The 24825-nt window shown below is 71.2% G+C and carries 21 protein-coding genes; 20 read left to right on the top strand and 1 reads right to left on the bottom strand.

From position 1 onward, the window contains the following. Positions 1-211 precede the first annotated feature (211 nt). Entirely contained in the window at positions 212-2014 is a 1803-nt protein-coding gene (gene aspS / locus L8M95_RS01610; protein WP_260487608.1) for an aspartate--tRNA ligase, read from the top strand. Positions 2015-2075: 61 nt separating this feature from the next. On the opposite strand, the gene L8M95_RS01605 is transcribed toward aspS, so the two are convergent. Beyond that, positions 2076-3380, bottom strand: coding sequence for an alkaline phosphatase family protein (locus L8M95_RS01605; RefSeq protein ID WP_260487607.1), 1305 nt, complete (start codon positions 3378-3380; stop codon positions 2076-2078). Between the two features lie 174 nt (positions 3381-3554). Between L8M95_RS01605 and L8M95_RS01600 the strand changes: the two genes are divergently transcribed. From L8M95_RS01600 to pyrF, 19 genes are all read left to right on the top strand, one after another. Beyond that, on the top strand, positions 3555-4907 hold the full coding sequence (locus tag L8M95_RS01600; protein ID WP_396119243.1) for a replication-associated recombination protein A: 1353 nt from the start codon (positions 3555-3557) through the stop codon (positions 4905-4907). An 81-nt stretch (positions 4908-4988) separates the two neighbouring features. Beyond that, complete coding sequence (locus L8M95_RS01595) at positions 4989-5135, top strand: hypothetical protein (RefSeq protein ID WP_162845690.1); 147 nt, start codon at positions 4989-4991, stop codon at positions 5133-5135. 203 nt (positions 5136-5338) lie between these two features. Further along, positions 5339-7999: an alanine--tRNA ligase gene (alaS, locus tag L8M95_RS01590; RefSeq protein WP_260487605.1), complete on the top strand. Its 2661-nt coding sequence runs from the start codon at positions 5339-5341 to the stop codon at positions 7997-7999. Further along, positions 7996-8499, top strand: coding sequence for a Holliday junction resolvase RuvX (ruvX, locus tag L8M95_RS01585; RefSeq protein WP_260487604.1), 504 nt, complete (start codon positions 7996-7998; stop codon positions 8497-8499). Before alaS ends, ruvX begins: the two co-directional genes overlap by 4 nt. A 93-nt stretch (positions 8500-8592) precedes the next feature. Next, positions 8593-9765: an endolytic transglycosylase MltG gene (mltG, locus tag L8M95_RS01580; RefSeq protein WP_260487603.1), complete on the top strand. Its 1173-nt coding sequence runs from the start codon at positions 8593-8595 to the stop codon at positions 9763-9765. After that, complete coding sequence (locus L8M95_RS01575; protein WP_260487601.1) at positions 9755-10594, top strand: shikimate dehydrogenase; 840 nt, start codon at positions 9755-9757, stop codon at positions 10592-10594. The genes mltG and L8M95_RS01575 overlap by 11 nt, the downstream gene beginning before the upstream one ends. A gap of 46 nt (positions 10595-10640) precedes the next feature. Continuing rightward, positions 10641-11855, top strand: a complete 1215-nt coding sequence (gene aroC, locus L8M95_RS01570) for a chorismate synthase (protein WP_260487600.1) — start codon at positions 10641-10643, stop codon at positions 11853-11855. Continuing rightward, entirely contained in the window at positions 11852-12400 is a 549-nt protein-coding gene (locus L8M95_RS01565; protein WP_260487599.1) for a shikimate kinase, read from the top strand. Before aroC ends, L8M95_RS01565 begins: the two co-directional genes overlap by 4 nt. Positions 12401-12447: 47 nt before the next feature. Then, positions 12448-13575, top strand: coding sequence for a 3-dehydroquinate synthase (gene aroB / locus L8M95_RS01560; RefSeq protein ID WP_260489120.1), 1128 nt, complete (start codon positions 12448-12450; stop codon positions 13573-13575). Next, complete coding sequence (locus L8M95_RS01555) at positions 13572-14672, top strand: Xaa-Pro peptidase family protein (protein ID WP_260487598.1); 1101 nt, start codon at positions 13572-13574, stop codon at positions 14670-14672. Before aroB ends, L8M95_RS01555 begins: the two co-directional genes overlap by 4 nt. 76 nt (positions 14673-14748) lie before the next feature. Beyond that, on the top strand, positions 14749-15312 hold the full coding sequence (gene efp, locus L8M95_RS01550) for an elongation factor P (RefSeq protein WP_260487597.1): 564 nt from the start codon (positions 14749-14751) through the stop codon (positions 15310-15312). Positions 15313-15314: 2 nt separating this feature from the next. Beyond that, a complete protein-coding gene (gene nusB / locus L8M95_RS01545) occupies positions 15315-15893 on the top strand; it encodes a transcription antitermination factor NusB (RefSeq protein ID WP_260487596.1) in 579 nt (192 codons plus the stop codon). 69 nt (positions 15894-15962) lie between these two features. Beyond that, positions 15963-16547 carry a bifunctional pyr operon transcriptional regulator/uracil phosphoribosyltransferase PyrR gene (pyrR, locus tag L8M95_RS01540; RefSeq protein ID WP_260487595.1) on the top strand — a complete coding sequence of 195 codons (585 nt, stop codon included), beginning with the start codon at positions 15963-15965 and terminating at the stop codon, positions 16545-16547. After that, positions 16544-17485, top strand: a complete 942-nt coding sequence (locus tag L8M95_RS01535) for an aspartate carbamoyltransferase catalytic subunit (RefSeq protein ID WP_260487594.1) — start codon at positions 16544-16546, stop codon at positions 17483-17485. Before pyrR ends, L8M95_RS01535 begins: the two co-directional genes overlap by 4 nt. Next, a complete protein-coding gene (locus L8M95_RS01530; RefSeq protein WP_260487593.1) occupies positions 17482-18807 on the top strand; it encodes a dihydroorotase in 1326 nt (441 codons plus the stop codon). Before L8M95_RS01535 ends, L8M95_RS01530 begins: the two co-directional genes overlap by 4 nt. Further along, the gene (locus L8M95_RS01525) at positions 18804-19352 is read left to right on the top strand and encodes a hypothetical protein (protein ID WP_260487592.1); all 549 of its coding nucleotides are present in this window, start codon (positions 18804-18806) and stop codon (positions 19350-19352) included. The genes L8M95_RS01530 and L8M95_RS01525 overlap by 4 nt, the downstream gene beginning before the upstream one ends. Next, a complete protein-coding gene (carA, locus tag L8M95_RS01520; protein ID WP_260487591.1) occupies positions 19349-20557 on the top strand; it encodes a glutamine-hydrolyzing carbamoyl-phosphate synthase small subunit in 1209 nt (402 codons plus the stop codon). The genes L8M95_RS01525 and carA overlap by 4 nt, the downstream gene beginning before the upstream one ends. Further along, positions 20557-23919: a carbamoyl-phosphate synthase large subunit gene (carB, locus tag L8M95_RS01515; protein WP_260487590.1), complete on the top strand. Its 3363-nt coding sequence runs from the start codon at positions 20557-20559 to the stop codon at positions 23917-23919. The genes carA and carB overlap by 1 nt, the downstream gene beginning before the upstream one ends. Beyond that, positions 23916-24776: an orotidine-5'-phosphate decarboxylase gene (pyrF, locus tag L8M95_RS01510; protein ID WP_260487589.1), complete on the top strand. Its 861-nt coding sequence runs from the start codon at positions 23916-23918 to the stop codon at positions 24774-24776. Before carB ends, pyrF begins: the two co-directional genes overlap by 4 nt. The last annotated feature ends 49 nt before the right edge of the window (positions 24777-24825 follow it).

The raw sequence follows: 24825 nt of genomic DNA, 5'->3' as shown, positions 1-24825 counted from the left end.
GCCGCCGGTCCACCCGGGCATGCCGCACCACCGCGATGCTCCGGGATCACTGTATGGGGCGCCGAGCCGCGGCCGCATCCGACACGGGGAACGGCCGAGGGGGGACGTAGACTGTGCCTCGTCCGAACCCGGGGCCGACCGCTCACGACGCGGTGGGTCCGCTCTGGCGTTCGCCGACCGCACACCTTTTCCCGACGAGAGGACAACCGCAGTGCTGCGCACCCATTCCGCCGGCCAGCTCCGAGCCGCCGATGCAGGGGAGACCATCACCCTGGCCGGCTGGGTCGCGCGCCGCCGGGATCACGGCGGGGTCATCTTCGTCGACCTCCGCGACGCGACCGGCGTATGCCAGGTGGTGTTCCGTTCCGAGGAGGTCGCCGAGCGCGCACACCGCCTCCGCAACGAGTACTGCGTCGCCGTCACCGGCGTGGTGGACCGCCGCCCGGAGGGGTCGGAGAACCCCAACCTCGCCTCGGGTGAGGTCGAGATCGACGTGACCTCGTTCGAGGTCCTCGGCGAGGCCGCGGCCCTGCCGTTCCAGTTGGACGACGAGGTCGGTGAGGAGGCGCGTCTGCGCCATCGCTACCTCGACCTGCGGCGCGAGGGCCCGGGCGCCGCACTGCGCCTGCGGTCGAAGGTCAACGCCGCCGCCCGCAACGTCATGGCGCGCCACGACTTCGTGGAGATCGAGACGCCCACGCTGACCCGCTCGACCCCCGAGGGGGCGCGTGACTTCCTCGTGCCCGCGCGCCTGCAGCCGGGCACGTTCTACGCCCTCCCGCAGTCACCGCAGCTGTTCAAGCAGTTGCTCATGGTGGCCGGGATGGAGAAGTACTACCAGCTCGCACGCTGCTACCGCGACGAGGACTTCCGGGCCGACCGCCAGCCCGAGTTCACCCAGCTCGACGTGGAGATGAGCTTCGTCGACCAGGACGATGTCATCTCACTCGCCGAGGAGATCCTCACCGACGTGTGGGCCACCGCCGGCTACCGGATCACCACGCCGATCCCGCGGATGACCTACGACGAGGCGATGCGGCGCTACGGCTCGGACAAGCCGGATCTCCGCTTCGACATCGAACTGGTCGAGTGCACCGAGTTCTTCGCCGACACCCCGTTCCGCGTGTTCAAGGCGCCCTACGTCGGGGCGGTCGTCATGAAGGGCGGGGCGTCTCAGCCGCGTCGCCAGCTCGACGCCTGGCAGGAGTGGGCCAAGCAGCGCGGCGCCAAGGGCCTGGCGTACATCCTCGTCGGTGAGGGCGGCGAGCTCGGCGGTCCCGTCGCCAAGAACCTCTCGGACACCGAGCGTGCCGGCATCGCCGCGCACGTCGGTGCCGAGCCGGGGGACTGCATCTTCTTCGGCGCCGGGGCCGTCAAGTCCACCCGCGCACTCCTCGGCGCGGCCCGCGGTGAGATCGCGTCCAAGCTCGGCCTGATCGACCCCGAGAAGTGGGCGTTCACCTGGGTCGTCGACGCCCCGATGTTCGAGCCGGCCGACGACGCCACCGCCGCCGGTGACGTCGCGGTGGGCTCGGGTGCGTGGACCGCCGTGCACCACGCGTTCACCTCGCCAAAGCCCGAGCACCTCGACACCTTCGACACCGATCCGGGCTCGGCCCTGGCCTACGCGTACGACATCGTGTGCAACGGCAACGAGATCGGTGGCGGGTCCATCCGTATCCACCGCAAGGACGTCCAGGAGCGCGTGTTCGGCGTGATGGGGATCTCGCAGGACGAGGCGCAGGAGAAGTTCGGGTTCCTCCTCGACGCCTTCTCCTACGGCGCCCCGCCGCACGGTGGGATCGCCTTCGGCTGGGACCGGATCTGCGCGTTGCTCGCCGGCACCGACTCGATCCGGGACGTCATCGCGTTCCCGAAGTCCGGCGGCGGGGTCGACCCGCTCACCGACGCCCCCGCGGCCATCACCCCCCAGCAGCGCAAGGAGTCCGGCATCGACGCCAAGCCGATCCAGCGCGGACAGGCCACCCAGGCCCAGCCGGCCGCGGCCGAGTAGGTCCCGGCGCAGGGCGGGGCCCGCACCGGGCCCGGACCGGGCCCGGACCGGGGCGGTCTGGTCAGAGGTGGAACGCCTCGAGCGCCGGGCGCCCGTCCATACCGGAGTGCTCGAGGCCGAACAGGCGCGCGACGGTCGGCGCCACGTCGAGGGTGCGCACCGGCCGGTCGACGACGCCACCGCGTCGGACGATCCGGTGCCCGCCGCCGATGAAGAATGGGATCGGAAGGGTCACCTCGTGGCCGTGGTTACCGGGGATCGGGTTGGAGAACGGGGTGGGGTCGGAGAACCGCCAACCCGGGTGACAGGTGGCCACGAGGTCGCCGCCCCGGTCGCCCAGGTCGAGCTCGGCCGGGTCGTAGAGGCGGTTGACCCCCGGGAGTGCTCCGACCACCTCCCGCAGCCGTGCCAGCGTCGCGTCCCGGTCCCCGGCGGGCCCGAGGTGGGCGAACGTGTCCGCACCCCCGTTCTGGGCGATCCCGACGCGGCCGCGCAGCGCCGGGTCGGCGTCGATCGCGCCGGCGGCGCTGATGAGGCGCAGTGGCTCGGACCAGTCCATACCGTGGTCGGCGAGCACGATGAGCACCGACCGTTCCCAGCGGCCGGTGGCCCGGAGGAACTGCTCGAGGTCCCACAGTTTGTGGTCGGAGTTGTACACCGCCTGGTTGCGGGCCAGGCGCAGTGAGGTCCCCGACAGGTCCATGTGCCCGAAGCGGTCCATGTCCCCGAGATTGACGAAGGTCATCCGCGGAGCGTGATCGGTGATGGTCTGCTTGAGCGCCTCGACGGTGAACCAGTCGAGCGAATGGTCCGTGATCGGGACCAGCGGGAAGGGCGCCCACTGCACGCTCGCGCGGCCACCGAACAGACCGTGGAGGTAGTCCTTGCTGAGCACGCTCGCGGTGGTCAGGCCCGCCTCGGTACGGATGCGGTCCAGCACGGTGGGCGCCCGCAGGTCGTCGGGGCGGTCGAGGGTCCGTTCGTCGCCGAGTGCGTGGTCCCAGACGGTGTTGGCGGGCACCCCGTTGCGCGCGGGCAGGACCCCTGTGACCATGGCGGCGTGGTTGGGCAGGGTCTCGGCGATCATCACCGAGGAGGCGGCGGTGAACCGTGTCCCCTCGGTGGCCCACCGGTGCAGGGTGGGGGACTGGGCGGGGTTGAGTTCGTCGGGCCGCATCCCGTCGGTGACGATCACGTAGACGTCGAGGTCGTCGGCGACCGGGCGGGCCGGGGTGGCCCACACGGGAGCCGGGTCGGCGAGCAGGGTCACCCCGATCGCGCCGGCGGCGGCGACCATGCCGGCGCCGGCGAGCGCCTCGCGCCGCGTGAACGTGGAGCCGTGGATGGGGTGGTCGTCGCGGCACATGGGGTGGGGGTCCTCCGGGGATCGTGGTCGGCGGGGGTGGTGTTCCCGGCGGGGACCGTGACACACCTGGTGACAAGAGAACCCGACGACGACGAGGCCTGCCGGGACTTGGGGTGATTGGTCCCCGAATGTTCACCCGGGGTCCAGTCATGGCGCGCCGGTAGCCTGGTCGGCGTGACAGATGATGCTGGGTTGTTCGCCGCGGGGGACGCGAGCGGCGACGGGCCCGTCCCGCCCGCGTCGGGCACCGTGGACCCCTCGGCTCCGCTGGCCGTGCGGATGCGGCCACGCACGCTCGACGAGGTGATAGGCCAGGAGCACCTGCTCCGGCCCAACTCCCCGCTCCGGCGGTTGGTGGAGGGGCGGGGTGGCTCCTCGGTGATCCTCTACGGTCCGCCGGGAACCGGGAAGACCACGCTCGCGAACCTGGTCGCGAGCACCTCGGGACGACACTTCGTGGCCTTGTCGGCCCTGAGCGCCGGGGTCAAGGACGTCCGGGCGGTGATCGACGACGCCCGCACCCGCCAGGTCCACGGCCAGCGCACGGTCCTGTTCATCGATGAGGTGCACCGGTTCTCCAAGAGTCAGCAGGACGCGCTGCTCGCCGCGGTGGAGAACGGGATCGTCCTGCTGGTCGCCGCGACCACCGAGAACCCCCACTTCTCCGTGATCGCCCCGTTGCTGAGTCGATCTCTCATCGCCGAGCTCCAGGGCCTGGACGACCGGGGGGTCGCGGCCGTCCTGAACCGCGCGGTGGACGATGAACGGGGTCTGGCCGGCGGGGTCGAGCTGACCGACGCGGCGCTGGAGGACATCGTCAGGCTCTCGGGAGGCGACGCCAGGCGGAGTCTCACCATCCTCGAGGCGGCGGCGGGGGCGGCCGAGGACGGTGTGGTGACGCCGGAGGTCGTCGAGCTCAGCCTGGACGCGGCCCCGGTGCGCTACGACCGCGACGGTGACCAGCACTACGACGTCACCAGTGCGTTCATCAAATCCATCCGCGGTTCCGACGTGGACGCGGCGTTGCACTACCTGGCGCGGATGCTGGTGGCGGGGGAGGACCCGCGGTTCATCGCGCGCCGCCTCATGGTCCACGCCAGCGAGGACATCGGGATGGCCGATCCCACGGCGTTGCTGGCGGCGAGTGCGGCCGCAGAGATCGTGCAAAAGGTCGGAATGCCGGAGTGTCGGCTCGCGCTCGCCCAGGCCACCATCCACCTCGCGACCGCCCCCAAGTCCAAGGCTGTCATCGCGGCCGTCGACGCCGCCATGTCCGACGTACGCGCCGGCGGGGTGGGCGAGGTGCCCAAGCACCTCCGGGACGGGCACTACGCCGGGGCGAAGGGCCTGGGCAACGGAGTGGGCTACCGGTACGCCCACAACGCGCCCGCCGGTGTCGTGGCACAGCAGTACCCGCCCGACGAGCTGGTGGGCCGCGACTACTACGAACCGAGCTCCCACGGACACGAGAGGGAGCTCGCGTCGCGGGTGGACAAGCTACGCAAGATCATCCGAACGAAGACGTAGCCAGTCCTTGAGAAATATGTGAGTATCGTTAATAAGTGCTCGACCAGGCACTTTTACAACGCCGCTCACTCTGGAGGAAACATGGCCTATCTCTTGTCCACACTCGTCAGCGTCGCGACCTCGATCGGGGTCTGGGGCACGGGGGCGCACAGCATGGGGCTCCTGCCCCAGGAGGCGTTCATCACCGCCGCGAACTTCGGCATCATCCTGCCCCCGATGCCGCGCTGATCCCACGTCACGCACGGCACGTCCGGCACCGGGCGCCCATCCACCGGTTCGGCCGGATGGGCGCCCGCGGTCGTGTCCGGGCCGCCGACCCCGTCGTCGTCGTACCCGCGTGCCCCACCCACCTCGTTCCCGGTCCCGTCCGGACGCGGCGGTAGGCTGGGACCTCGCCCGAGACCACCAGTAGACGACCAGTGAGGCCCCCAGTGCAGACCCATGAGATCCGGCGCCGCTTCCTCGACCACTTCGTCAGGGCCGGTCACACCGAGGTCCCCAGTGCGTCGCTGGTGTTGGACGATCCCAACCTGCTGTTCGTCAACGCCGGGATGGTGCCGTTCAAGCCCTACTTCCTCGGCCAGGAGACCCCGCCGTACGCCACGGCGACCTCCATCCAGAAGTGCGTGCGCACCCTCGACATCGAGGAGGTGGGCATCACCACCCGCCACAACACCTTCTTCCAGATGGCCGGGAACTTCTCCTTCGGCGACTACTTCAAGGAAGGCGCCATCCGGCACGCGTGGTCGCTGCTGACCTCGTCGGTCGACGACGGCGGGTTCGGGATCGACCCGGCGCTGCTGTGGGTCACCGTCTATCTCGACGACGACGAGGCCCACGGCATCTGGCGGGACGTGATCGGGGTGCCCGAGGAGCGGATCCAGCGGCGCGGCATGGCGGACAACTACTGGTCCATGGGCGTGCCCGGACCGTGCGGACCGTGCTCGGAGATCTTCTACGACCGGGGCCCCGCCTACGGGGTCGAGGGCGGGCCCGAGGCGGACGAGGACCGGTACATCGAGATCTGGAACCTCGTGTTCATGCAGAACGAGCGGGGCGAGGGCAGCGGCAAGGACGCCTTCGAGATCCTCGGCCCACTGCCCAAGCAGAACATCGACACCGGCATGGGCGTCGAGCGTGTCGCGTTCCTGCTCCAGGGCGTGGAGAACGTCTACGAGACCGACCTGCTGCGTCCGGTCATCGACACCGCCGAGCGGCTGTCCGGCGCGAGGTACGGGGCGGACAGCGCCGCCGACGTGCGCTTCCGGGTCATCGCCGACCACGCTCGCACCGCCTACATTCTCATCTCCGACGGCGTGACACCCGGCAACGAGGGCCGCGGCTACATCCTGCGACGCCTGCTGCGTCGCATCGTCCGGTCCGTGAGACTCCTCGGCGCGACCGGCGAGACGATGGCCGAGTTCATGGCCACCGTCCGCGAGGCGATCGGCCCGTCCTTCCCCGAGACGGTCGCAGGGTACGACCGGATCGAGCGGATCGCGGTGGCCGAGGAGGTGGCGTTCCTCAAGACCCTCGAGTCCGGGACGCAGCTGTTCGAGCGCGCCGCCTCCGACGCCCGGGCCTCCGGCGCGGCGGTGCTCACCGGCCGCCAGGCGTTCGCCCTGCACGACACCCACGGCTTCCCGATCGACCTCACCCTCGAGATGGCGTCCGAGGCCGGACTGCAGGTCGACGAGGAGGGCTTCCGCTCCCTGATGTCGGAGCAGCGGGCCCGCGCCAAGGCCGATTCCCGGGCCAAGAAGCACGCCCATGCCGACCTGTCCGTCTACCGTGACTTCCTCGACGCCGGGGAGACCGTCTTCACCGGCTTCACCGACCTCACCGACGAGTCGCGGCTGCTGGGCATCGTCTCCGGCGGAGCGGCCGTCCACGTCGCCCGCGAGGGAGACGCGGTGGAGTTCGTGCTCGACCGCACCCCGTTCTACGCCGAGTCCGGTGGCCAGCTGGGCGACCGGGGCATGATCTCCACCGCCGGGTTCCAGATGCGGGTCGACGACGTCCAGAAGATCGGCAAGAAGCTCTGGGTGCACAAGGGCGTCCTCACCGGCGGCGAGGCCGAGGCGGGTCAGCTCGTCACCTCCGCCGTCGACCCCGAGTGGCGCAAGGGCGCCACCCAGGGCCACTCCGCCACCCACCTCGTCCACGCCGCACTGCGGCAGATCCTCGGCCCGGAGGCCGTCCAGGCAGGGTCGCTCAACAAGCCCGGATACATGCGGTTCGACTTCAACTGGTCGGGCTCGATCCCCTCCGACGTCCTCGCCCAGGTCGAGGAGATCACCAACGCGGCGGTCGACGCCGACTACGGGGTCAACACCGTCGAGACCACCCTCGAGGAGGCCAAGCGCATGGGCGCCATGGCCCTGTTCGGCGAGAACTACGGCTCGCGGGTCCGCGTGGTGGAGATCGGCGGACCCTTCTCGATGGAGCTGTGCGGCGGTACCCACGTCGCCAGCTCCGCGCAGATCGGACCCGTCAGCCTGCTGGGGGAGGCCTCCGTCGGCTCCGGCATCCGGCGCGTCGAGGCCTACGTCGGCATGGACGCCTACCGCCACCAGGCCCGCGAGCGCGCGCTCGTGTCCGGCCTGGCGGCCTCGCTCAAGGCGCCCACCGACGAGCTGCCCGACCGCGTCGCCGCCCTCACCGCCAAGCTGCGCGAAGCCGAGAAGGCACTCGAGTCCCTGCGGACCTCCCAGCTCGCGGCCCAGGCCGGCGACCTGCTGAACTCGGCGGAGGACCTCGGTGGCATCCGGTTCCTGGCGCACAGCACGCCCGGCGGCGCCGCGGGTGACCTGCGCACCCTCGCCTCCGATCTCAAGGGACGGCTCGGCTCGGACGCCGGGGTCGTGTTCCTCACCGCCCCCGGCCAGGACAAGGTGCCGTTCGTCATCGCCGTCAGCTCCGCCGCACAGGACCGTGGGCTCAAGGCCGGCGATCTCGTGAAGGCCATCGCGCCGGCACTGGGTGCCCGCGGCGGCGGCAAGCCGGACATGGCGCAGGGCGCGGGATCCGACCCGGCCGGCATCGACGCGGCCGTGACGGCACTGCGCGACGCCGTGCGGGACGCCGGATGACCGACGCCCCGGGCGCACCGGCCGATCCGGCCGGGCCCGCCACGCCCGGCGGCGGATGGACCCGCGGTCGGCGGCTCGGCCTGGACGTGGGCACGGCCCGCATCGGCGTGGCATCCTGCGACCCCGACGGGATCCTCGCCACGCCCGTCGAGACCATCCGGGTCACCGACGGCGACCCCGGCTGGGCCGCCGAACTCCGACGGCTCACCACACTCGTCGAGGAGTACGACGCCGTGGGCGTGGTGGTCGGGCTGCCCACCTCGCTCAAGGGCCGGGAGACCGCGTCCACCGCGATGGCCCGCTCGTTCGCCGCCGCGTTGACGGCCGGGGCGCCGGACCTGACCGTGGATCTCGTCGACGAGCGCCTCACCACCGTGACCGCGAGCAACGCGCTCCACGGCGCCGGCCGCAACACCCGCAGACAACGCGACGTGATCGACCAGGCGGCCGCGGTGGTCCTGCTCCAGGCCTGGATCGACTCGCGGCACGCCCGGCGATGAACGACCCCCTGGGCGGCCAACCTGGATAAACTCGCCGACGAGCACGATGCTGTCCGCAGGACAGCTCCCCTGACACCATCACCGAGGAGCACGATGTCTGCGGCACGAGGACGCTCACGAACCGGAGCCACCACGAGGTTCATCCTCCTGGCGGCCGTGATCGGGGTGGTCCTCGCCTTTGGCGTGATGGTCTACCGCAATCTGAACACCGAGGTCGCGGCGGCGCCGGACTTCGAGGGGCAGGGCAGCGGGAACGCGCTCCTGCACGTCGAACCGGGGGACACCCTGGGTGTCGTCGGGGACCGCCTGTACGAGATCGGCACCGTCGCCAGCACGCGAGCCTTCACCGGCGCCGCGGCGGGCACACCCGTCGAGGGCATCCAGCCCGGCTACTACCAGGTCCGGCAGGAGATGAGCGCCGACGCGGCCGTGGAGGCGCTCTCGGACCCGCAGAACCGCGTCGGCTTCATCGAGGTCAAGCCGGGCGGCAGGCTGCTCGACACCGTCGTGGTGGGCGGCGGCAGGGAGAAGGGCATCTTCACCCTGATCGCCGACGCCACATGCCTGCGTGACCTGGACGATCCCGGGGCCCCGACGTCGTGTCGGCAGCCCCAGGAGATCGTGGACGCGGCCGTACAGGCCGATCCGGTGGAGCTCGGCGTCCCCGACTGGGCCATCAACGAGGTCCGGGGCGCCCCGGACCCGGTCCGTCGGCTCGAGGGCCTGATCGCCCCGGGCGTCCACAACATCAACCCGCAGTCCGAGCCCGTCGAGATCCTGCGCCAGCTCATCGACGCCTCGACCGCCGCCTACGACGAGACGGGGCTCGTCCCGGCCGCGGGTCGGATCGGCCTCACCCCCTACGAGGTGGTCACGGCGGCGTCCCTGGTGGAGAAGGAGGGCATGCTGCAGGACTTCGACAAGGTCGCCAGGGTCATCCTCAACCGCCTCGCCGAGCCCATGCAACTGCAGTTCGACTCCACGGTGAACTACGCCCTCGCCGACCAGGAGATCGCCACCACCGACGCCGACCGGGCCGCGGTCACCCCCTGGAACACCTACGCGATGGACGGCCTGCCCTACGGGCCCATCGGTTCGCCCGGCCTCGACGCACTGCGCGCGATGGAGAACCCGGCCGAGGGCCGGTGGAAGTACTTCGTGACCGTCGACATGCAGGGCACCACCCGCTTCGCCGACGACTACCCTGAGCACGAGCGGTACCAGAGCGAGGCCATCGCCAACGGGGTCCTGGCCAGTGGGCGCTGACCCCGGGGGTCCGCCACGGTCGGCCGCCGTCCTGGGCCACCCGGTGGACCACTCGCTGTCCCCGGTCCTGCACGGCGCCGCGTACCGGGCCCTCGGGCTCGACGGATGGACCTACGAGCGCATCGACTGTGACGCCGAGCGTCTGTCGTCGGTGGTCGCCTCGTCGCCCGCGGACCGCATCGGGTACTCGGTCACGATGCCCGGCAAGTTCGCCGCCCTCGCCTCGGCCGACGATGTGAGTGAGCGCGCCCGGATCGTCGGGAGCGCCAACACCCTCGTCCGGCGGGCCGGCGGTTGGTTCGCCGACTGCACCGACGTCGACGGGGTGACCGGGGCTCTCGCCGCGTTCGGGGATCTGCCCCCGGCGCCCACCGCGGTCGTCCTCGGCGTGGGCGGGACCGCACGCCCCGTCCTGGCGGGCCTCGCCGAGGCCGGCGCCACACGCGTGGTCCTGGCGTCCCGGCGCGACAACGCCGGTCCCGCGGCCGAGTGTGGCCGGGCCCTTGGGTTGGACGTCCACACCGTCCTGCTGACCGACCCCTCGCTGCCCGGGGAGATCTCCCGCGCCGACGTGCTGGTCAACACCGTGCCCGAGCCGGGGGTCCGCGACCTCACCGATCTGGTGGCACACGCCCGGCGACTGTTCGACGTGCTCTACGACCCCTGGCCCACCGTTGCCGGCGCGGTCGCCTCGCGGGCCGGGGTGCCGGTCGTGGGCGGGGACGTCATGCTGCTCAACCAGGCTTTCGGCCAGGTCGAACTGTTCACCGGGATGCCGGCGCCGCGCGAGGCCATGGCGGCGGCCCTGTCGGGAGTCCTCGGCCGGTGACGGGCCCGCGGCGGGCCTGATGTTCCCGCACCCGCGGGGGCGTGGGATGATCAGCGACGTGCTGAAGTGGACCACTGCCGGAGAATCGCATGGCCAGGCCCTCGTGACGATCGTCGAGGGCGTCATCGCGGGCGTCGAGGTGACGAGCGACGAGATCGCCTCGCAGCTCGCCCGCCGCCGCCTGGGCTACGGCCGCGGGGCGCGGATGAAGTTCGAGGCCGACGCCGTCCGGGTCCTGGGCGGGGTCCGCCACGGCCGGACCATGGGATCGCCCGTGGCGATCGAGGTCGGCAACTCCGAGTGGCCCAAGTGGGAACAGATCATGTCGGCGGACCCCGTCGACCCCGAGGCGATCGACGACAAGGCCCGCGCGGCCCGTCTGACCCGCCCGCGGCCCGGTCACGCCGACTTCTCCGGGATGCTCAAGTACGACTTCGACGACGCCCGTATGGTGCTCGAGCGCGCCAGCGCCCGGGAGACAGCCGCCCGGGTGGCGGCCGGAACGGTGGCCCGCGCGGTCCTGCGGGACGTCCTCGGGGTCGAGGTGCTCTCCCACGTCATCTCCATCGGCGCCTCCGAGCCCTACGTCGGTCCCGAACCGACCTACGCCGACCTCGAGGCGATCGACGCCAGCCCGGTCCGGGCCTTCGACACCGCGGCCGCCGAGTCGATGATCTCGGAGATCGAGGCCGCGAAGAAGGCCGGCGACACCCTCGGCGGCGTCGTCGAGGTGGTCGTCCACGGACTCCCGATCGGCCTCGGCTCCCACGTCTCCGGCGACGATCGGCTGGACGCCCAGCTGGCCGGCGCCCTCATGGGGATCCAGGCGATCAAGGGTGTCGAGGTCGGAGACGGGTTCGAGACCGCGCGCCGCCGTGGCAGCGTGGCCCATGACGAGATGGTCCGCGGGGACGACGGAGTCGAGCGCCGCAGCAACCGTGCCGGGGGCCTCGAGGGCGGCATGACCAACGGTCAGCCCCTGCGTATCCGGGCGGCGATGAAGCCGATCTCCACCGTCCCCCGCGCGCTGAGCACGGTGGACATGGAGGACGGTTCCGCCGCCACGGCCATCCACCAGCGCTCGGACGTGTGTGCGGTGCCGGCGGCCGGCGTCGTCGCGGAGTCGATGGTCGCCCTCGTGCTGGCCCGCGCCGTCCTGCAGAAGTTCGGTGGTGACTCGCTTGCGGAGACCCGTCGCAACGTCGGGGGCTACCTCGACGCGGTCGCCGAGCGGCTGGACTGGGCGACGGACGAGGCATGAGCGATCCGGCACGACCGGTCGCCGTCCTCGTGGGGCCGCCCGGTGCCGGCAAGACGACCATCGGCCGCAAGCTCGCCCGGCGACTGGACGTACCGTTCCGGGACGCCGACCTCCTGATCGAGGAGGCCGAGGGCCGGTCGATCCCCGAGATCTTCGCCTCCGACGGCGAGCCGTACTTCCGTGGGATCGAGGAGCGGATCATCGGTGACGCCCTCGCCTCGTTCGACGGCGTCCTGTCCCTCGGGGGCGGGGCGGTCCTGTCGGCGGCGACCCGGGAACGCCTACGGGGCCACCGCGTCGTCCACCTGACGATCGGGGTGGCTGAGGGGGTGCGCCGGTCGCGGGGGCCCGGTCGTCCCCTGCTCGCCGGAGGCGACGCCACGGCCCGGTACCAGGCACTGTTGACCGAACGGTCCCCGCTGTACCGGGAGGTCGCCTGGACCACGGTGAGCACCGAGCGACGCAGTTCGGGCAAGGTGGTGACGGACATCGTCGACAGGCTCGAATCCGGCGACCCGCACCTGCGGAGCGCCGGCCGGACGTGACCGATGACCAGACGCGTAGGAACACCAGCGATGAGCGGGAGCAGCAGATGAACCAGGACGAGAACACCACCGAGCCCGTCATCGTGGAGGTGCGCGCCGCGGACCCGTACCAAGTGGTCATCGGCCGGGGCCTGCTCCCGGAGATCCTCGAGGCGTGCTCGTCCTCGCGAACCGTGGCGATCTTCTACCAGCCCCCGCTGGCCCAGACCGCCGAGGCGCTGCGTGAGAAACTCGCCGACGCCGGCATCGACGCCCACAGGATCGAGATCCCGGACGCGGAGGCCGGCAAGGACCTCGCCGTGGCCGGCTACTGCTGGGACGTCCTGGGCCAGATCGGACTGAACCGCAAGGACACCATCGTGAGCCTCGGCGGCGGTGCGGCCACCGACCTCGCGGGCTTCGTCGCCGCCACCTGGATGCGGGGAGTGCGGGTGGTGCACATCCCCACCACGTTGCTCGCGATGGTCGACGCCGCGGTGGGGGGCAAGACCGGGATCAACACCGACGCCGGGAAGAACCTCGTCGGCAGCTTCCACGAGCCGGCCGCCGTGTTCATCGACACCGCGACCCTCGAGACCGTCCCGCGCAACGAACTGGTCTCCGGGATGGCCGAGGTGGTCAAGTGCGGCTTCATCGCCGATCCACGGATCCTCGACCTCATCGAGGCGGATCCGGAGGCCGCCCTCGACCCGGGCGGCGACACGATCGTCGAACTCATCCGCCGCAGCGTGCAGGTCAAGGCCGACGTGGTCGGCCAGGACCTCAAGGAGTCCGGCCTGCGGGAGATCCTCAACTACGGCCACACCCTCGGCCACGCCGTGGAGCGGCGGGAGCAGTACCGCTGGCGGCACGGCGCGGCGATCAGCGTGGGCATGTGCTTCGTCGCCGAGCTCGCCAGGCTGGCCGGTCGTCTCGATGACGTGACGGCGGACCGGCACGCCGCCGTCCTGGCCTCTCTGGGTCTGCCCACCGGGTACGACGAGGACGCCTTCCCGCGGTTGCTCGAGCTGATGGCCGGCGACAAGAAGAACCACTCGGGTTTCCTGCGCCTGGTGGTCCTGGACGGACTGGCCCGCCCCTCGCGGATGGAGGCCCCGGACCCGTCGCTGATGACCGCGGCCTACGCGACCATCTCGGAGGGTCGCAAGCCCAGCGGGGGAGGGATCCTGCTGTGATCGAGCGTCTCGCCCCCCGGCGTCGCGCCGTCGCCTCCGCCCTCCCGGGTGTCGGTGCCGACGCACTGTTGGTGACCGATCCCCGCAACATCGCCTATCTGACGGGGTTCTCGGGGTCGGGTGGGGCCGTGCTCGTCGAGGGCGACGGCGAGGCGGTCCTCTGCACGGATTCCCGGTACGAACTCCAGGTCGTCGAGCAGGCCCCGGACGTGGGTCACGTGATCTCACGCGAGTACGTCGCCGGGGTCCTCGGCCGTCGCCGCGGACCCGCCGACGCCCCGCTCGCCGTCGAGGCGGATCAGCTGACCCTCTCCGCTGCGGCGGCGCTGCGCCGGGTGCTCGCGGCAACCGGGGGAGCGGGCGCGCGGATCGTGGAGACGAGCGGCCTGGTCGAGCAGGTGCGCCGCGCCAAGGACCCTGACGAACTCGCGCTCATCGAACGAGCGTGCACCGTGGTCGACGAGGCGTGGACCCATGTGCTGGAGCAGCACCTGGTGATCGCCGGCCGGACCGAACGGGACATCGCGGCCGATCTCGAGCACGCGATGCGGCGGGCCGGATCGGACGGGGTCGCCTTCGAGACGATCGTGGCCTCCGGCCCCAACGGCGCGCACCCGCACCACGTTCCCGGCGACCGGGTCCTGGCCGACGGCGACCTCGTGGTGGTGGACTTCGGCGCCACTGTGTCGGGATACGCCTCCGACTGCACCCGCACCGTCGCTCTCGGAACCGCCCCGGACCGCCTGCTCGATGCCTATGAGATCGTCCGCCGTGCACAGGTGGCGGGCGTCGAGGCCGTCCGCCCGGGCGTCCCGTGCGCGGATCTCGACGCCGTGAGTCGGGACCTCATCGCCGACGCCGGGTTCGGCGACCACTTCGGACATTCGCTCGGGCACGGGGTGGGGTTGGACGTACACGAAGCGCCCGCGGTGTCCACCCGGTCCACGAGTACACTGTCCGACGGCGATGTGATCACCATCGAGCCGGGGATCTACCTCCCGGGCCTCGGCGGGATCCGAATCGAGGACACCGTAGCCGTCACCGGCGGAGGCGGAAGGTCCCTGACCACCACGTCGAAGGCTCTCAGGGTGCTCTGAGGGACCGACCCACGACCATTCGCGCGGCGCCGGCACACGGCGTCGGCGCGGACGACTTCCCGAAGGAGTACCGACCATGGCGTCCACCGCCGACTTCAAGAACGGCCTCGTCCTCAAGGAGGAGGGTCAGCTCTGGCAGATCGTCGAGTTCCAGCACGTCAAGCCCGGAAAGGGTCCCGCCTTCGTGCGGACCAAGATGAAGAACGTCGTCACCGGGAAGAACATCGACAAGACGTTCAGCGCCGGTGTGAAGGTCGAGATCGCGACGGTCGACCGCCGCGACATGACCTTCCTGTACCGCGATGGCGAGGACTACGTCCTCATGGACGAGCAGGACTACGAGCAGATCAACGTCAGCCCCGCCGTGATGGGCGACGGCGCGCGGTTCCTGCTCGAGAACACCTCGGTCCAGGTCTCCATGCACGAGGGCGCGCCGCTGTTCGCCGAGATGCCGGTCGCCGTCGACTTGGTGGTGCAGCACACCGACCCGGGTCTGCAGGGCGACCGCTCCACCGGTGGAACGAAGCCGGCCACCCTGGAGACGGGTGCCGAGGTCCAGGTGCCGCTGTTCATCAGCACCGGCGACAAGCTGCGTATCGACACCCGCGACGGTCACTACCTCAGCCGGGTGAACGACTGATCATGGCGGACGAGGCCGATCACCGGAGTCGCGGATCGCGCTACCGGGCGCGTAGACGTGCCGTCTCCCTGCTCTTCGAGGCGGAGCTCCGCGATGCGGACGTGGTGGCGCTCGCCGAGGAACGCCGACAGATGGGCGAGGACTCCCAGGAGTTCCACGACGTCGCGCCGTACACCATGGAGATCGTCACCGGCGTCGCCGAGCGACTCGACCGGCTGGACTCCACCATCTCCGAGCACCTCCGCGAGTGGACTCTGGAGCGCCTGCCCGCCGTCGACCGCGCGGTCCTGCGCGCCGGGGCCTGGGAACTGCTCTTCGGCACGGACGAGGTGGATGCGGCGGTCGTGATCGACCAGGCGGTCCTGCTGGTGTCCGACCTGTCCGCGGAGAAGTCGGTCCCGTACGTCAACGCGGTGCTCGACCGGGTGGCCGGACTGGCCCAGCACATCAGGGCCGCCGAGCGGGCCGTGTCGGGCCTGGGTGCCGAGCCCGCCGCGGACGAGTCCGGGTCCACGCCCGACGTCGCCGGGGACGTGTCCGAGACCACGTCCGCCGATCCCGGAACGCACCCCGGGGACTGATAGAGTCCAGGACCGAAAGCTATCCCTTTAACGAGCCGTCCAGCGAGGCGGACAAGGAGGTGGTGATCGGTGAGCGCTGACGGTTCGGAGACGAACTCGGTGTCACTCTTCACGTCCGACGACGTCGCCAGGACGGTGTCCCGCCTGGCACATCAGATCATCGAACGCACCGCAGCGGATGCACCCGACTCGGGCCCCGTGGTGTTGCTGGGGATCCCCACCCGGGGTGTACCGCTCGCGGCCCGCCTCGCGGAGAGGATCCGTGAGTTCAGCGGGGCCGACGTCCACGCGGGATCACTCGACGTCACGCTCTACCGAGACGATCTCGCCGGTGGCCCCCACCGGCCGATGGGTCCCACCCGGGTCCCGACCGCCGGGATCGACGGCGCGACGGTGATCCTCGTCGACGACGTCCTGTTCTCGGGCCGGACCATCCGGGCGGCGTTCGACGCGCTGCGCGATCTGGGCAGACCGGCCCGCGTCCAGCTGGCCGTGCTGGTCGACCGCGGCCATCGCGAACTGCCGATCCGCGCCGACTACGTGGGCAAGAACGTCCCCACCTCCCGCGACGAGGGTGTGTCGGTCCGGCTCACCGAGATCGACGGTGTCGACGCGGTGGTACTGCGGCGCCCGGACTCGGAGGAGACCCGATGAAGCACCTGCTCTCCGCGGCCGACCTCGACCGCGACGCGGCCCTGTCGATCCTCGACGAGGCGGAGCGACTCAAGGAGATGCTCCTCGGGCGTGAGGTCCGCAAGCTCCCGACGCTGCGGGGCAAGACCGTCCTGACCGTGTTCTACGAGAACTCCACCCGCACGCGTGTGTCCTTCGAGACCGCCGGCAAGTGGATGAGCGCGGACGTCATCAACGTCTCCGCCAGCGCCTCCTCGGTCCAGAAGGGCGAGTCGTTGCGCGACACGGCGCTGACGCTCACCGCGATCGGCGCGGACGCCCTCATCGTGAGGCACCCCGCCTCGGGATCGGCGCAACAGATCGCCGGATGGGTCGCGCCGGGCGGGGCGGGCCCGTCGGTCATCAACGCCGGTGACGGGATGCACGAGCACCCCACCCAGGCCCTGCTCGACGCGATGACCCTGCGTGAGCGGCTGGGCGGGTTCGACGGACGCCGGGTGGTGATCGTCGGGGACATCCTGCACTCGCGCGTCGCCCGGTCCAACGCCCTGCTGCTGTCCACGCTGGGTGCCGAGGTCGTCCTCGTCGCCCCGCCCACGCTGCTCCCGGTGGGCGTGGACAGCTGGCCGGTCCGCGCCTCGACCGACCTCGACGCCGAACTCGACGGCGCGGACGCCGTCATGATGCTGCGTGTCCAGGCCGAACGGATGAACGGCGGGTTCTTCCCGTCGGCCCGTGAGTACGCGGTGCGCTACGGGCTCGGCCCGGCGCGCGCCGCGCGGCTCGGCGAGGACATGGTGGTCCTCCACCCGGGGCCGATGGTGCGGGGGATGGAGATCGGCTTCGACGCCGCCGACGCGCCGTCCTCGGCGATCCTCCAGCAGGTCACCAACGGCGTGCACGTCCGCATGTCCGTCCTACTCCACACCCTCGTCGGCACGGAAGGAACACCCGAGTGAGCGCCCCCCACGCACCCACCCTGTTGATCCGGCGGGCGCGCCCGTACGGAGAGGGCGACCCGGTCGACGTCGTCGTGCGCGACGGCGTCATCGCCGCGATCGGCCCGGACGCCGCCGACTCCGTCGATCCGTCCTCCACGGACACCGAGACCCTCGACGCCGCCGGCGCCGTCCTGCTGCCGGGATTCGTCGACCTGCACACCCACCTGCGGGAGCCCGGGCGCGAGGACACCGAGACCATCCACTCGGGTTCCGCCGCGGCGGCTCGCGGCGGGTACACGGCCGTGTTCGCCATGGCCAACACCCAGCCGCCGCAGGACAACCAGACGGTCGCCGACTCGGTCTGGCGCATCGGGCGCGAGGTCGGACTGTGCGACGTCCACCCCGTCGGCGCCGTCACCGTGGGCCTCAAGGGCGAGCAGCTCACCGAGATGGGTCAGATGGCCACGGGGGAGGCCCGCGTCCGGGTCTTCTCCGATGACGGGATGTGCGTCCACGACCCCCTCGTGATGCGTCGCGCCCTGGAGTACTCGGCCGGGCTCGGCGTGCTCATCGCCCAGCACGCCGAGGAGCCCCGGTTGACCGGCGGCGCGGTGGCCCACGAAGGGCCCAACGCCGCCCGCCTGGGCCTGACCGGGTGGCCGCGATCGGCGGAGGAGTCGATCGTGGCCCGCGACGCGATCCTGGCCCGTGACGCCGGTGCCCGCGTGCACATCTGCCACGCGTCCACGACCGGCACCGTCGAACTGCTCCGGTGGGCCAAGGCCCAGGGGATCTCGATCACCGCGGAGGTCACCCCGCATCACCTGCTGCTCGACGACTCCCGTCTCGAGACCTACGACGGCGTCTACCGCGTCAACCCGCCCCTCCGCGAGGCACACGACACCCTCGCCCTGCGGGAGGCGCTGAGGTCCGGCGTGATCGACTGCGTGGCCACCGACCACGCCCCCCACGCCGCACAGGAGAAGTGCTGCGAGTTCGCCGCCGCCCGGCCGGGGATGCTCGGGCTCGAGACCGCCCTGCCCATCGTGGCCGCCCTGCTCGTCGAGACCGGGGACATGACCTGGCGGGACCTCGCCCGCGTCATGAGCACCCGGCCCGCCGAGATCGCCGGCCTGTCGGACCAGGGTCGACCGATCGCCGTGGGGGAGCCCGCGAACCTCGCCGTCGTCGACCCCGACTCGCCGTGGACCGTCGTCGGCGACGCGCTCGCAAGTCTGTCCGCCAACACCCCCTACGAGGGAATGACATTCGCGGCGAGGGTCATCGGCACCGTGTACCGGGGCCGCCTGACCACCCGCGACGGAGAGGTACTCGCATGACCCAGGACTACTGGACCGTCATCATCGTCGTCGCCGTCCTGCTGACGCTGATCGGGCTGATGACGCTGGGATGGCGGAACCGTAGCCGCTCCCAGGCCGGTCTCTTCGATGATCTCCCGGCCCGGCCCTCGGACCCGGGCGACATCGTCCTGGGGCCGCTGACCGGTGTCTACATCGGCAGTACCATCGCGGGGGACTGGCAGGCCCGGATCGCCCGCCCGCCGCTCGGCCACCGCTCGGCCGCCACCCTGACCGCCCACACCGGCGGCGTGCACCTCGAACTCGCCGACGCCGACGTGTGGATCCCCCGCGCGGACCTCGTCGACGTGCGCCGCGCCTCGGCGCTGGCCAACAAGACCGTGCCCGGCGGCGGCATCCTGGTCGCACGCTGGCAGGTGACGGGCACCGACGGCCGAACACTCATCGACTCCGGTTTCCGGGCCGACGACAAGGACACCTATCCCCGCTGGGAGGCCCTACGCGGAGACGCCGCCCCCTCCGACACGACCCCCAGCCCCAGCGCCACCACCGAGGAGAACCAGTGACACCGCACAGCACCACGCCCGCGCCGCAGGGGGCCCCGCAGCCCGCCGCGCTCGTCCTCGAGGACGGACGCATCCACCGCGGTACCTCCTTCGGCGCGACCGGCACCACCCTCGGGGAAGCCGTGTTCACCACCGCCATGTCGGGATACCAGGAGACGCTCACCGATCCCTCCTACTGCCGCCAGATCGTCGTCACCACCGCCCCCCAGATAGGCAACACCGGATGGAACGACGAGGACGGGGAATCGCTCCTCGACGGACAGGTCGGCGGTGGCCGGATCTGGGTCTCCGGACTGGTCATCCGCGACCTCTCCCGGCGGGCGTCCAACTACCGGTCGCAGCGCAGCCTCTCCGACGAGATGATCGCGCAGGGCATCGTCGGGATCGCCGGGATCGACACCCGTGCCGTCGTCCGCCACATCCGCGAGCGCGGGGCGATGAAAGCCGGCATCTTCTCGGGCGCGGATCTCACCGACGACGAGTCGATGCTGGCCACCGTCCGGGCGCAGGAGTCCATGGCCGGTGCCTCCCTGTCCGAGGAGGTGACCACCGAGACCCCCTACGTGGTCGAGCCCGAGGGTGAGACCCGCTTCTCGGTGGCCGCCCTGGACCTGGGCATCAAGTCCAACACGCCCCGCATGCTCGCCGCGCGCGGCGTCCGGGTCCACGTGATCCCGGCGGGGTCGACCCTCCAGGACGTCCTCGACCTCGACGTCGACGGGGTGTTCCTGTCCAACGGGCCGGGTGACCCCGCCACCGCCGACGCCGCGGTCCACCTCACCAAGGAAGTGCTCGGTCAGGGCATCCCGTTCTTCGGCATCTGCTTCGGCAACCAGATCCTCGGCCGTGCGCTGGGGCTGGAAACCTACAAGATGCAGTTCGGTCACCGCGGCACCAACATCCCGGTGATCGAGAAGGCCACCGGCGCGGTGGCCATCACCTCACAGAACCACGGGTTCGCGCTCCGCGCTCCCGAGACCGAGACCTGGGAGACCCCGTGGGGTACCGCCACGGTCACCCACACCTGCGCCAACGACGGCACCGTCGAGGGCGTCGCCCTGACCGACGGGAGCGCGTTCTCCGTCCAGTACCACCCCGAGGCCGCAGCCGGCCCCCGCGACGCGGCCGACCTCTTCGACCGCTTCGTCAGCCTCCTCGACTCCTCCGACCTCGGCTCCGCAGACTCCAGAAAGGGCTCGAACTGATGCCCCGGCGCACTGACATCAACCACGTCCTCGTCATCGGCTCCGGGCCGATCGTCATCGGCCAGGCCTGCGAGTTCGACTACTCGGGGACCCAGGCGTGCCGCGTCCTGCGGTCGGAGGGTCTGCGCGTGACGCTGGTCAACTCCAACCCGGCCACGATCATGACCGACCCGGAGTTCGCCGACGCCACCTATGTCGAGCCGATCACGCCGGAGTACATCGACAAGATCTTCGCCAAGGAGGCCGCGGAGGGCCATCCCGTCGACGCGGTCCTGGCGACGCTCGGTGGGCAGACCGCCCTCAACGCCGCGATGCAGCTGGACGCCCAGGGCATCCTCACCAAGTACGACGTCGAGCTCATCGGCGCCGACATCCCCGCCATCAACCGTGGTGAGGACCGCCAGACCTTCAAGGACATCGTCGCCAGCGTGGGCGGCGACTCGGCCCGCAGCGCCGTGTGCCACACGATGGAGGAGGTCCACGCGACGGTCGCCGAGCTCGGGCTGCCCGTCGTGGTCCGGCCCTCGTTCACCATGGGCGGGCTCGGCTCCGGCCTGGCGTACACCACCGAGGACCTCGAGCGGATCGCCGGCGGCGGGCTGTCGGCCTCGCCCACCGCGAACGTCCTCATCGAGGAGTCCATCCTCGGGTGGAAGGAGTTCGAACTCGAGCTCATGCGCGACAACAAGGACAACGTCGTCGTCGTGTGTTCGATCGAGAACGTCGACGCGCTCGGCGTGCACACCGGCGACTCCGTCACCGTCGCGCCCTCGATGACCCTGACCGACCGCGAGTTCCAGAACATGCGCGACCTCGGCATCGCGATCATCCGCGAGGTCGGCGTGGACACCGGCGGGTGCAACATCCAGTTCGCCATCAACCCCGTCGACGGGCGCCTCGTGGTGATCGAGATGAACCCCCGCGTGTCCCGGTCCTCGGCCCTGGCCTCCAAGGCGACCGGGTTCCCGATCGCCAAGATCGCCGCCCGCCTCGCCATCGGTTACTCGCTCGACGAGATCACCAACGACATCACCGGCGAGACCCCGGCCTGTTTCGAGCCGACGCTGGACTACGTCGTGGTCAAGGCCCCCCGGTTCGCGTTCGAGAAGTTCCCCGAGGCCGACGACACCCTCACCACCACGATGAAGTCGGTGGGCGAGGCGATGAGCCTGGGCCGCAACTACCGCGAGGCCCTGGGCAAGGTCATGCGGTCGCTGGAGACCAAGTCCGCCGGTTTCTGGACCCTGTCCGACGAGGTGATCGCACCGGGCCGCTCGACCGACCTGTCCGCGGTCCTGGACGACCTGCGTCGCCCCACCGAGGGACGGATGTACGACGTCGAGCTCGCGCTGCGCCTGGGCGCGACGGTCGAGCAGGTGCACGAGGCCTCCGGGATCGACCCGTGGTTCGTCGAGGAGGTCGCCGCGCTCGTCGAGTTGCGCCAGCAGATCATCGACGCGCCCGTGGTCGACGAGGCGCTGTTACGCCTCGCCAAGCACAACGGGCTCTCCGACGCCCAGATCGCGGCCCTGCGCCCGGAGTACGCCGGAGCCGAGGGAGTACAGCGGCTCCGCCACCGCCTCGGTGTGCGACCCGTGTACAAGACCGTCGACACCTGCGCCGCGGAGTTCGAGGCCAAGACGCCGTACCACTACTCGACCTACGAGCTCGACCCGTCCGCGGAGTCCGAGGTGACCCCACAGACCGAGCGCGAGAAGGTCATCATCCTGGGCTCCGGGCCCAACCGGATCGGCCAGGGCATCGAGTTCGACTACTCGTGCGTCCACGCCGCGCTGACCCTGTCGGAGGCCGGGTACGAGACCGTCATGGTCAACTGCAACCCGGAGACCGTGTCCACCGACTACGACACCGCGGACCGTCTGTACTTCGAACCGCTGACGTTCGAGGACGTCATGGAGGTCTACCACGCCGAGTCCGAGTCGGGCACCGTCGCGGGTGTCCTCGTGCAGCTGGGTGGACAGACGCCGCTCGGGTTGGCCGCCCAGCTCGAGGACGCCGGCGTGCCGATCGTGGGCACGAGCCCGTCCGCCATCGACCTCGCCGAGAACCGTCGCGAGTTCGGCGAGGTGCTGGCCAGGGCCGGCCTGCCCGCTCCGGCCTTCGGCACGGCCATCAACGCCGAGGAGGCCACGACGATCGCAGCCGACATCGGGTACCCGGTCCTCGTGCGCCCGTCCTACGTTCTCGGCGGGCGGGGTATGGAGATCGTCTACGACGAGGCCTCCCTGCGTTCGTACATCGGCCGCGCGACCGAGATCAGCCCGGACCGCCCCGTGCTGGTCGACCGGTTCCTCGATGACGCCGTGGAGATCGACGTCGACGTCCTGTGCGACGGCACCGAGGTCTACCTGGGCGGCGTCATGGAACACATCGAGGAGGCCGGCGTCCACTCGGGCGATTCGGCGTGCGCGCTGCCGCCCATCACCCTCGGCCAGGACGACATCGACCGGGTGCGCCGCTCGAGCGAGGCCCTCGCGTTCGGTATCGGCGTCAAGGGCCTGATGAACGTGCAGTACGCCATCAAGGACGACATCCTCTACGTCCTCGAGGCGAACCCGCGTGCGAGCCGCACCGTGCCGTTCGTCTCGAAGGCCACCGGCGTCCACCTGGCCAAGGCCTGCGCGCGGATCATGATGGGCGAGTCGATCGCCGACCTGCGGGCCGACGGCCTGCTGCCGTCCGACCGCGACGGCGGCTCCCTGCCGGCGGACGCACCGGTCGCGGTCAAGGAGGCCGTGCTGCCGTTCAACCGCTTCCGCACCCCGGCCGGCGACACCGTCGACTCGCTGCTCAGCCCCGAGATGAAGTCCACCGGTGAGGTCATGGGCATCGGCCCGGACTTCGCCGTCGCCTTCGCCAAGGCGCAGCTCGCGGCCGAGGGAGTCCTGCCCACGTCCGGGACGGTGTTCGTGTCGGTCGCCAACCGCGACAAGCGCTCGATGGTGTTCCCCGCACAGCGCCTGGCCGCGCTCGGTTTCACCGTGTTGGCCACGGAGGGCACAGCGCTGATGCTCCGCCGGTACGGGATCGCCTGCGAGACGGTCGCCAAGCTCTCCGAGTCGGGCCCCCGCCCGGTGGACGCCGACGGCAACCCGGTCCAGACCATCGTCGACCGGATCAACGCCGACGAGGTGGATCTCATCCTCAACATCGCCTCGTCCACCGGCGGCACCCGGGCCGACGGGCACGAGATCCGGTCCTCCGCGATCTCGCGCCGTGTCCCGTGCATCACCACTGTGCAGGGTGCCACGGCGGCGGTACACGGCATCGAGGCGATGCGCCGCGGTGACGTCGGGGTGAGCCCGCTGCAGCAGCTGCACTCGGGGCTCGCCGCGCGATGACCGGAACCGCCTCCCGGGCCCCTTTCGGAACGCGCCTGCGGTCCGCCATCGACGACCGGGGCAATCTGTGCGTCGGGATCGATCCGCACCCCGCGCTGCTCCGGTCCTGGGGGCTCGGGACGGACCCGGCCGGGCTCGCCGAGTTCTCCCGCCGGTCGCTGGAGGCTTTCGCAGACCTGGTGCCCGCGGTCAAACCGCAGGTCGCGTTCTTCGAGGAGTACGGATCCGCGGGCCTCGCGGTCCTCGAGGAGGTCCTGGGCGGTATCGGTGAGGCCGGGGCACTGTCGGTGGCCGACGCCAAGCGGGGGGACATCGGGTCCACGATGGCGGGGTACGCGAGGGCGTGGCTCCGCGACGGCTCACCGCTGGCGTGTGACGCGCTCACGGTGTCGCCCTACCTCGGGGTGGGATCGCTCGAGCCCGCCTTCGACATGGCCGGCGAGACCGGTCGCGGTCTCTTCGTCCTCGCCCGGACCTCCAATCCGGAGGCCGGGGCGCTCCAGGGTTCGACCGGCCCCGCCGGCACGGTCGCCCAGTCCGTGGTCGACCAGGTGGGCCTGAGGAACACCCGTGACGGGGACGGCACCCCGGGGTCGTTCGGAGTGGTCGTCGGTGCGACGGTCGCCGACCCCCCGCGGCTGGACGCGCTCTCCGGCCCGGTCCTCATGCCCGGGGTGGGGGAGCAGGGGGGCACCCTCGCGGACGTCCGGAGGATCGCCGGCCCCGCGCTCGGCGACACCCTGGTCAACGTCTCCCGGCACGTGCTCCGGGCGGGTCCGGACGTCGGAGCGATGCGTGCGACCGTGGTCGAACTGGCCTCGCAGTACAGGTTCTCCGGCGACTCCCCAGTCGCCTGATTCCCCTCGCGTGAACCGGCGTCCCACCCGACACGCCCCTGGCCGCCCG

Origin of the sequence: Dietzia sp. B32 (assembly GCF_024732245.1) — a bacterium.
In the GTDB taxonomy this organism is placed as follows: Bacteria; Actinomycetota; Actinomycetes; order Mycobacteriales; family Mycobacteriaceae; genus Dietzia.
This window is presented reverse-complemented; position numbering and strand designations above follow the sequence as displayed.